General features: G+C 60.3%; 5 protein-coding genes and 4 pseudogenes. 4 read left to right on the top strand and 5 right to left on the bottom strand.

Annotated elements, in window-relative coordinates:
* Window positions 1-167: 167 nt before the first annotated feature.
* The 3 genes and pseudogenes from XH79_RS07370 (at window position 168) to tcmP (ending at window position 3,053) form a co-directional block, all read left to right on the top strand.
* Window positions 168-1,682, top strand: a pseudogene (locus XH79_RS07370) (ISNCY family transposase).
* Between the two features lie 392 nt (window positions 1,683-2,074).
* Window positions 2,075-2,618, top strand: a pseudogene (locus XH79_RS07365) (DUF5131 family protein); the annotation flags it as partial.
* Window positions 2,619-2,642: 24 nt separating this feature from the next.
* Entirely contained in the window at window positions 2,643-3,053 is a 411-nt protein-coding gene (tcmP, locus tag XH79_RS07360; protein ID WP_271581228.1) for a three-Cys-motif partner protein TcmP, read from the top strand.
* A 1,010-nt stretch (window positions 3,054-4,063) separates the two neighbouring features.
* Here the strand turns inward: tcmP and XH79_RS07355 are convergent.
* A complete protein-coding gene (locus tag XH79_RS07355) occupies window positions 4,064-4,288 on the bottom strand; it encodes a hypothetical protein (protein WP_271581227.1) in 225 nt (74 codons plus the stop codon).
* A gap of 409 nt (window positions 4,289-4,697) precedes the next feature.
* Here XH79_RS07355 and XH79_RS07350 point away from each other — a divergent pair, with 409 nt between their 5' ends.
* A complete protein-coding gene (locus XH79_RS07350) occupies window positions 4,698-5,516 on the top strand; it encodes a nodulate formation efficiency C protein (protein ID WP_225129210.1) in 819 nt (272 codons plus the stop codon).
* A gap of 140 nt (window positions 5,517-5,656) precedes the next feature.
* Here the strand turns inward: XH79_RS07350 and XH79_RS07345 are convergent, their stop codons facing one another.
* From XH79_RS07345 to XH79_RS07330, 4 genes and pseudogenes are all read right to left on the bottom strand, one after another.
* Window positions 5,657-6,259 (bottom strand): plasmid pRiA4b ORF-3 family protein, encoded by a 603-nt coding sequence (locus XH79_RS07345; protein ID WP_271581226.1) that lies wholly within the window; start codon window positions 6,257-6,259, stop codon window positions 5,657-5,659.
* Window positions 6,256-7,141: pseudogene (gene tnpC, locus XH79_RS07340) on the bottom strand (IS66 family transposase); the annotation flags it as partial. The pseudogene tnpC and the gene XH79_RS07345, both read right to left, overlap by 4 nt.
* A gap of 82 nt (window positions 7,142-7,223) precedes the next feature.
* A complete protein-coding gene (gene istB, locus XH79_RS07335) occupies window positions 7,224-8,000 on the bottom strand; it encodes an IS21-like element helper ATPase IstB (protein WP_271581229.1) in 777 nt (258 codons plus the stop codon).
* 17 nt (window positions 8,001-8,017) lie between these two features.
* Window positions 8,018-8,794: pseudogene (locus tag XH79_RS07330) on the bottom strand (Mu transposase domain-containing protein); the annotation flags it as partial.
* Between the last annotated feature and the right edge of the window lie 75 nt (window positions 8,795-8,869).

Genomic DNA, 8,869 nt, shown 5'->3' with positions numbered 1-8,869 from the left:
TAATTCTTTTCGCTTGGTCGAGACGGCGAAACTCCGCCTCCGATGATGGCTGGGTCGAGACGTCAAGTGATACGTTCGAAGCTGGTGCGTCAGCGTAGAAGTTCCCTAATGATAGGCTGTTGCCTCATGTAAGTTGCTCCCGAGCAAACGGGCGGGCGGGGGCGACAATGAGGCGGCTGAGCATGGCGACTAGGAAGGAACTGACGGCAGCTGTGGGCGAACGCTACCGATCGAGCGATCGCGTGGAGAAGGCGCGGATATTGGATGAGTTCGTCAATGTCACTGGATATCATCGCAAGCATGCGATGCGGCTGCTGCGGGGCCACGATGGGTCGCGAACAGGTCGTCGGGCGCGGCGCCGGATTTACGGTGAAGCCGAACGCAATGCGCTCGCACTCCTCTGGGAAGCCTCGGACTGGGTTTGCGGGAAGCGGCTGAAAGCCTTGATACCGATGCTGATCGACGCGATGGAGCGGCACAGCCATCTTGACCTCGCTCCCGAGATCCGCGGCAAGCTGCTTTCGATGAGCGCGGCGACGATCGACCGGGCGTTGGGCCGGATTCGGGAAGGGCTCGGTCGCCAGCGCCGGCGACCGGCCGCACACGCCCTACGACGCAGTATTCCGATACGGACTTCGGCGGATTGGAATGATCCCGCACCGGGCTTCGTGGAGGCGGACCTTGTCGCCCACAGCGGTCCATCGGCGCGCGGCAGTTTCGTACAGACCCTGGTCCTCACTGACGTCGCGACCGGCTGGACGGAATGCACGCCGCTGATCGTGCGCGAGCAGACGCTGCTGAGCACCGTGCTGACGGAATTGCGTAAGCAATTGCCCTTCGCGCTTCTTGGCTTGGACACGGACAATGACACCGTTTTCATGAACGAGACGCTTAAGACGTACTGTGACACGGCCGATATCATTTTCACGCGCTGCCGGCCGTACCGCAAAAAACGATCAAGCTTTTGTCGAGCAAAAGAACGGCGCTGTCGTGCGCAGGATGGTCGGCTACCGGCGGTTCGAGGGTTTGGAGGCAGCGACGCTGCTGGCGCAGCTCTACCGCTCGGCGCGCCTGTTCGTGAACTTCTTCCAACCGTCGTTCAAGCTGATCGCCAAGCAGCGCGACGGCGCCCGGGTGCACAAGACCTACAGCGCGCCTGCCACGCCGCATCAACGGCTAGCCGCCGACTCGCGCACGTCCGATGAAGTTCGCGCCCGTTTACAAGAGACTTTCGCCGGCCTCGACCCCGTCGCCTTGTTGCGCGATATCCGAGTGACGCAGGAGCGGTTGGCGGCGCTTACTGACGCCGAGCCTGCCGCGAACCCCGGCCCGATCGCGCAGCCGATTGATCTTTTCCTGGCGAGCTTGAGAACCGCTTGGAAGGAGGGCGGTGCCCGGCCGACAGATCGGCCGATCGCCAAAGCAAAAGAGGCCGCCGCCGTCCCGACCCGCTCATTCGAGTGACGCCGGATTTGCGCAAATGGTTTGAAGCCGAGCCGTGGCGGACCGGCAGTGAACTCCTAGCGCGATTGCAGGCAAAATGCCCTGGAATCTATCCCCAAAAACTTCTGCGCACGCTACAGCGTCGCCTAAAGACCTGGCGCAGCGAACAGGCCAACGCCATGCTGTTTGGTCCCTCCCAAGTGCCGCCGCTCGTCCTTGACGTCGTAGCGCCTCAGTAACGGCGGGCTCGCGCAGGAAAGGCCGGCGCTGCGAACCGCGACCATTATCGCATCCGGTGCGGGCCGAGTGCCTGATCCGTCCTCGGCGTCAAGGCAGCCCGCTACGCGGGTCGCTCCGCGAGCCTTGACCCCTGCGCGCGGATCATGCCGCGGACGACCATGAAGTTTGCTGGCAGGCCAGGCCTTGAGGCCTGTCCCGGTCAGCAAAGCTCATGGCGAACCGCCACCAAATGGCGGTTACCCGAGCAGCGCATCTTAGGCCCACTTCGGCAATCATTGAGACGCCGCCTCCACTTCAAGTCAGGAGCAAAAAAGATGAGGCAGCGGACCACCCTGAGGGAGCACTTTTACGTGCGGCAATACGGAGTCTCACCCTGATCGCCGCCGCGCACAAGATATTTGTAAACTCGATGAGCGACCTGTTTCATGAACGAGTTAGCGACGCCTTCATTCGCGACGCCGGGCAGGTGATGCGCGAGACACCGCATCACAACTATCAGATTCTCACGAAGCGCCCCGAACGCATGGCCAGGTTGGTCCCTGCCCTCATCGGCGAGGTCCTGCCCAATATCTGGCTCGGCACTAGCATTGAGAACGCGGACGCAGTGGATCGCATAGAGCACCTGCGCCAGGTGCCGGCAGCCATTCGGTTCATTTCCTTCGAGCCCCTTATCGGAGCCGTCGGCACTGCCGATCTCCGGGACATCCATTGGGCGATCGTCGGTGGCGAAAGCGGGAAGGCAGCTCGGCCAATCCGTGAGGAGTGGATCGACGAAATCTATGTGCAGTGCTTATCAGCCGGGACGGCCTTCTTTTTCAAACAGTGGGGCACCTGGGGGCAAAGACAACAAGAAGCGCTCGAAAAAGGCCAATGGACGCGAATATAGGGGGCGGACCTGGGATGAGATGCCCACCGGTCCCGGCGCTGTTCCATAATAGCGCAATACGGTTGGGGGCGACGTGGCCGAAAAACGGTATGAATGGGCTGATGGCGCAAAGCTCGAGGAGCATTCAAAGCGCAAACACAAAATCCTGCGCGAATACGTCTTCGACTATCTAACCGTCCGCTGTAAGCTCCCGCAACAGGAGCGTTTTCGGCTTGCAATCGTCGACGGATTTGCCGGTGGCGGGCGATATCACTGCGGCACGCCTGGGCCACCACTGATATTCATTGAAGAATTGAAGCGTGCCGTCGAGGCAGTGAATACACATCGTGCAGTTCAAGGCCTCGGCGCCATCGAGGTCGAGTGCCTTCTAATCTTCAACGATGCTAGCCGCGATGCCATAGAATTGCTGAAGACACATGTTGGACTGATGGAAGCTGACATTGTTCAGACGTGCCCGAATCTACACCTTCCGTGGAGTATCTGAACGAGTTTTTCGAGGCTGCGTATCCAAAGATCAAGACGTTCTTGAGCAAGGACGCTACAAAAGCGTTCTCCTCAATCTGGATCAATGTGGGGACAGTCACGTCGACCGGAATACGCTTCTTGACATTATGCGCTCCTATCCCGCCGCCGAGAACACCTTTATGAGCAGTTCACTTCTGGCATTTCTACAGAAGAACCAGCCGGAGCAGCTAAGAGTGCGGCTTGCTCATCTTGGGCTAAACGAGCGCGAATGTCGATGCGCTTAATGGACTCATGAGCAAGAACGACTGGCTACGGACGGAGAAGATCGTCTTTGACGCCTTTCGTCTATGCGCTCCCTATGTCAGCCCCTTCTCGATCAACAATCCGGGCGGATGGCGGTATTGGTTGATCCACTTCGCCAACGCCTAGCGGGCGAAGCAGGTTTACAACAATATCCGGACAATGCGAGCCTTCAGGCTCATTTCGGTCGGTCCGGCCTCGACATGCTGTCCTACGATCCGAGGCACGATGAGGGCATGCTCTATCTTTTGACGATAGCGGACGTGCGTCGCAAAGAACCAGCTCTTAGGAGATATTCCGCGCCTCGTGACGGAATCGGGTGACGCCATGTCTGTCATGGACTTCTACGGGAGCATCTACAACATCACCCCCGCTGCATGCGCATGATGTGCATGCAGCAATCATCGAGAACCCCGACAGGGTCCCACTCTCGTCGAAATCAAGCGCCAGAGCCACAGCCGCATCCACTTCTGCCACCGGCTCCGCCGCGATCCTTGGCGAGTAGGCGCGCGGGAAACTCGGCCTCGCGCTGTTCGATCCCGCCGGGTCTTCGCGATCTGCGAGATATGGCGTTGGCGGGGTATTCTCCCACTGCTTGGGGATCAGCGTGGGCGCTGTCCGGCCAGCATCTCACAGCACGTCGCCGCGAGCCGGGTTTTCAGCGGCATGTAGTTGCGCCGCCTTACTTCCACGCTCCATGAAGACGCGATGAACAGTCAAGTCAGCGCATTAATTTCCCTCACGGCTATCGAGCTTGGCCCAGATGGCGGTGTTCGCCTCACCGAAGTTCAAGCTCTCTGATCGCAAGGGGGCAAGTTCTGTTGGGTCACCGACAACTGTTTGTGCAATCTTGATGACCTTCTTCGCGATCATTTCCGTTAGCGGATCGTCACCATCCTTCACGCAAACGGTATAGAGCACTTGCTTGTAAGCCGCCCTCATGCGGCTGACCATTTCGGGCTCCATCGCGGCGTCTCGAACCAATCGGTGAATAATGCACATGTCTCAACCTGGGGTTCGGCAGGCCTCCCTCCCACTGAGACGAACATAAACGCTTCCCCCGAACGGAGTTCACCGAGAGAGGCAATGCCACAACGTGAATTTAGTGGTTCCCCCGGGAATGGTAAAGCCACGCCCATCGTCCGGACCGCGCGCATATTTCGCGGTGGCCTTTCGACCTTTGGTTTCTCGCAAAAAGTGGCTTCCCCAGCCGTGATTGGCCCGCCGCCGGGACCGTCACTCCAGACGCCGATGGCATTGTGACCGACCAACCCTGATAGGTGCGTCTTGGGTCTCTTCGGAAATACGATGTGACGCGTAAGGGGCGGCTGCGTAGGGGCGGCTGCGTAGGGTGAGAGAATAGATGACTAATAGGCGCGTGCTTTGGTTCGCTCTCGGGCTCGGGCTCTGTGTCGGCCATATTCTGTGGCTGATTTTGCCCGGCGGGCTGGCGGGTAAGGGCGACGGCGTCCGTGCGGATGACAACCCTCTGATCGACAAGGTTAGATCAACTTGGCGAACGGAGGATGGTGAGACGGCGGAGGAAATCTTTGCCAAGGTCGCGAGGGTAGCCCACTTCGCTCCCAGGGGATGGGAGGTTGGCCGAAAGACCGACACTGGCCAGCGCGTTGTCTTTTCATGGGCCAAACACAGGTCTGACAAAACGACGGACGAAAATATGGTCACGTGGGAGGTGGCCCCCGATGGCACGGTGAAACTTGTGACTCCATATGCGAAACCGATGGAACTAGGCTGGCAAGCGTTCGCACTCTCTCTTGTTGTTGACGAGGTAGCGAATAACGAAAGAGGCGTGAACCGCCGCTTTCTGCATGATCCCGCTAACTTCAACTTCGTGACGACCGCACAAGGCAAGTTGGGCGATCTTCTGCGGCGCGGCCGCTGCACGATCGGCGAGCCGGTTGCAGTGCACTACTCGCCGAAAATACACGAGCAGCAAACCGCCGAGGACGACCTGTGGCGCGTCGAGCTTTCGGTCGGCTGCAGTATTCCCGGCCTTGGCGACGGAGCCATCATTTTCGAGAAGCGCGAAGGACAAAATTGGGAGCCGCAATCCGTCTTCGCCAAGCTTATCGCCACGTCAGTACCCGGCTCTTGGTTTGAGCTTGCAGACCCCAAAGACCAGGAAGCATTCGAGCCGCCGCGAAAGACATTGCCAAAGTGAAGGCAGAAAACAAGCTGGAGATGCAGGGCCGTCGATCATAAATGGCCTTGATACGTACGATCGCGCGCGCAGAGAACCGCGCCCGAGAGCCTGTCATCCGTAAGCGTAGCTTTGCGGCCGTTTTGATTGGCGCTTGACGTCTATGTTGTCCGCGTGGCGCGCCGCCGCGGCTTCCATTGGCCGGACAAAGCGCTGACGGCAGCCTCGAGCGCCTTCCGGTCGACGACGTTGGGATCGAACCGCTCCGGGGCCCAGAGGCGCATTTGTTCGTGCTCCGGATGGGCGGGGTCACCGATGGCATCGAGGTATTCGGCATAGCCTGGCGCACCGCCTATGTCTTCCGGTGGACAACGACCGGCGGCCTCGAGCAAGAGGGGAAGTCCCTCTGTCGTCGTGTTGTCGAACCATTTTTCGAGTTTGATCACATGATCCCAGCTGTCGCCGAAGTCATAGAGATAATGGATCGTCTCGGCGCCGGTCTCTTGAACGATATCGCAGAGCCGCGCTTTGCTGGCATTCATGGGCTGGTGGCCGTAATCGTTGTCGGGATCAGGAATCCCCCAACGGACCTCACCAGCAAAGAACTCGAAGAGGTGGCTGTTTGTCCAGCCAAACGCCGCTTGAAGCGTCAGATGCAGCCGATCAAGGCGCAGGGTGACGGGTACGACAAGGCGACGCATCACCTCCGGTTTTACGTCCTTGAGGATCACCTTGATCCGGACCGCGGTCGTGTTGAGGCTCATGCCGCCAGTCTCGGATCTTGTGCATGCATTGTGTAGGTCGATGCCCAGGGAAGCAGTTCGTCCAGTCGCGACGCAGGCCAACCATTGACGAGCTTCGCGAGAACGTCGGCGAGCCAGTGCTCCGCACTGACGCTATTGAGCTTACAGGTCTCGATTAACGAAGCTAGTACTGCCCAACTCTCGGCGCCCTCGTCGCAACCGGCAAAAGGGAGTTCTTGGCATTGAGCTTGATCGGCCGCATCGCACGCTCGACCGCGTTGGTGTCCATTTCAATGCGCCCGTCGTCAGATAGAGCGTCAGGCCGTCCCAATGACGCAGCGCATAGCGCAAAGCCTTCGCCGTGTCGCTCTTCTGCGCAAGGTGAGCAAGCTTTGCCTCAAACCACTGCTTCAAGGCTGCAGCCAGAGGCCGGGCATGCGCCTGCCTACCGGCGCGGCGCTCGGCATCAGATCGGCCGCGTAGTGCTTTCTCGACCGCGTAGAGCTGGGCAATGCGCTCGAGGGCCTCGCGGGCAACCGGAGCCGGCGCCGGCGAAACCTCGCGCTCGATCTTCACAAATTGACGCCGTAGATGCGACCAGCAGAAGGCGAGCGTACCGGACAGGGCGTCCGCACGCGTCTCTCGGGTCATGGTCTTGTAAGCCTCATAGCCATCGCAATGGATGATGCCCCGGTAGCCCTCAAGCAGCCTCAAGCCATGAACGGCCCCACGGCCCGGTGCATAGGCGTAAACCACGCCAGGTGGGTCAGGTCCGGCCCAAGGCCTGTCATCGCGCGATAGCGCCCAGAAGTAGCCGGTTTTGGTCCTGCCGCGCCCCGGATCCAGTACCGGCGCCGGGGTCTCATCGACACAGAGCTTCGAGGACTCGAGCAAAAGCTTGCGCATTTCGCAAAAACGGGACAGCAGTTTCGCTAAATCGCGGACAGCGTAGCGGCGCTGGCTTTTGGTTGCCTGGTTGTTGAAGTCAGTTGGTATTCGTTTCGCTGTTTTCGACGTCGGTCAAGGGGCGTGCAGCTTTTTTCCTTCGCATGCTGTCGCCTTCGAGGGCGATACGGTGGGAGTTGTGGATGATCCGGTCGAGGATAGCATCTGCGATGGTTGGCTCGCCGATCATATCGTGCCATTGGGCAACGGGCAGCTGGGCGGTAATCAAGGTCGATTTGCGCCTGTCGCGCTCTTCGAAGATTTCGAGGAGATCGAGGCGCTGCTGGTCGTTGAGGATGTGGGTGCCCCAGTCGTCGAGGATGAGTAACTGGACACGTGCGAGCTTATCGATGAGGCGCGGGAAGCGACCATCGAGACGGGCCATGGCGAGGTCTTCGAACAGGCGCGGCATCCGCAAATAAAGGACGGAATGATCGAGCCTGGCCGCCTGGCGTCCGAAGGCACACGCCAGCCAAGTCTTGCCAGTCCCGGTCAGGCCCGTGATGATGAAGTTCTCATGGGCTTTCAGCCAGGCGCCTTGCGCCAGCTGCAGGGTGTTGCGCCGGTTAAGGCCGCGGCGGGACGCGAAGTCGACGTCTTCGATACAGGCGTCGACGAAGCGCAGCTTGGCTGCGGCCAGGCGATTGGTCAGGCGCCGGTCGGCGCGCATGGCGGCTTCGCGATCAAGCATCAGGCCGAGCCACTCGTCGCGGCTGAGATCGGCGGCATTGTCCTGTTCGGCCAATTGCCGATAGGCGGCCGCCATTCCGGCAAGGCCGAGGGCCTGCATCTGGTCGAGGGTCGGGTGGGTCAGCATCACGATCTTCCTTTCCTTCATTGATAATAGGCGCCGCCACGGATGTTGGCGTGGGAGGGCGTGGCTTTGATGGGCTCGGCGGCAGGGCTCGCGCGGTCCAGCCCGGATTTGAGGATGGCGCTCACGGAGGAGTAATTGATCGCGTTGATGGCGAGCGCCCTCTCACAGGCCGCTTCCAGCCGATTGCGCTCGTAGCGCCGCGCCAGGGCGATGATCCCCATGGCGGAGCGATAACCCTGCTCGGGATGCGGGCGCTCACGCATCATCCGCTCGACCAGGGTGGCGGCGTTGACGCCGACCCGCGCTGCCATCTTGATCAAACTCGCCGGCGTCATATTGGCGTAACGCTGATGGGCCTTGGGCATGTGCTCGTTCACGGTGACATGGCCGCTGCGCTGAGAGCGGCGCACATGGCTGGCGACACGCGTGTGATCCTGGAAGATCTCGACGGCTCGATACGTGAGCCGGACGTCCACCCGACGGCCGATCAGTCGGTGCGGCACCGAGTAAAAGGTCTTGTCGACTTCGACGTGATAATCGGGATGGACCTTCGCCGTTTTCCACTCGGCGTATTCGAACGGTTCGCTCGGCAGCGGCGCCAGCGCCTCGCGCTCGATCTCCTCGAACAGCTGCCGGCGGGATTTGCCGATATGGCGCATCGGCCGATTGTTCAGCTCCTCCAGCAAACCGCCGATCGCGGCATTGAGATCGGTCAGGTTGAAGAACCGCCGATGGCGCAGCCGTGCCAGAATCCAGCGCTCAACAATTAGCACCGCGCCTTCAACCTTGGCCTTGGAGAAAGTCGTCGACTGCAGGCCGTGTAGGTACGATCCGCCAAAAGGTACGGATCACTCATCCCTTCCATCCGC

It is taken from the genome of Bradyrhizobium sp. CCBAU 45389 (assembly GCF_028128625.1).
In the GTDB taxonomy this organism is placed as follows: Bacteria; Pseudomonadota; Alphaproteobacteria; order Rhizobiales; family Xanthobacteraceae; genus Bradyrhizobium; species Bradyrhizobium liaoningense_B.
This window is presented reverse-complemented; position numbering and strand designations above follow the sequence as displayed.

Coding starts and splice junctions, on each gene's coding strand:
- XH79_RS07355 (WP_271581227.1), bottom strand. CDS start 4,288: ATGGTCAGCCGCATGAGGGCGGCTTACAAGCAAGTGCTCTATACCGTT.
- XH79_RS07350 (WP_225129210.1), top strand. CDS start 4,698: ATGACTAATAGGCGCGTGCTTTGGTTCGCTCTCGGGCTCGGGCTCTGT.
- XH79_RS07345 (WP_271581226.1), bottom strand. CDS start 6,259: ATGAGCCTCAACACGACCGCGGTCCGGATCAAGGTGATCCTCAAGGAC.
- istB (WP_271581229.1), bottom strand. CDS start 8,000: ATGCTGACCCACCCGACCCTCGACCAGATGCAGGCCCTCGGCCTTGCC.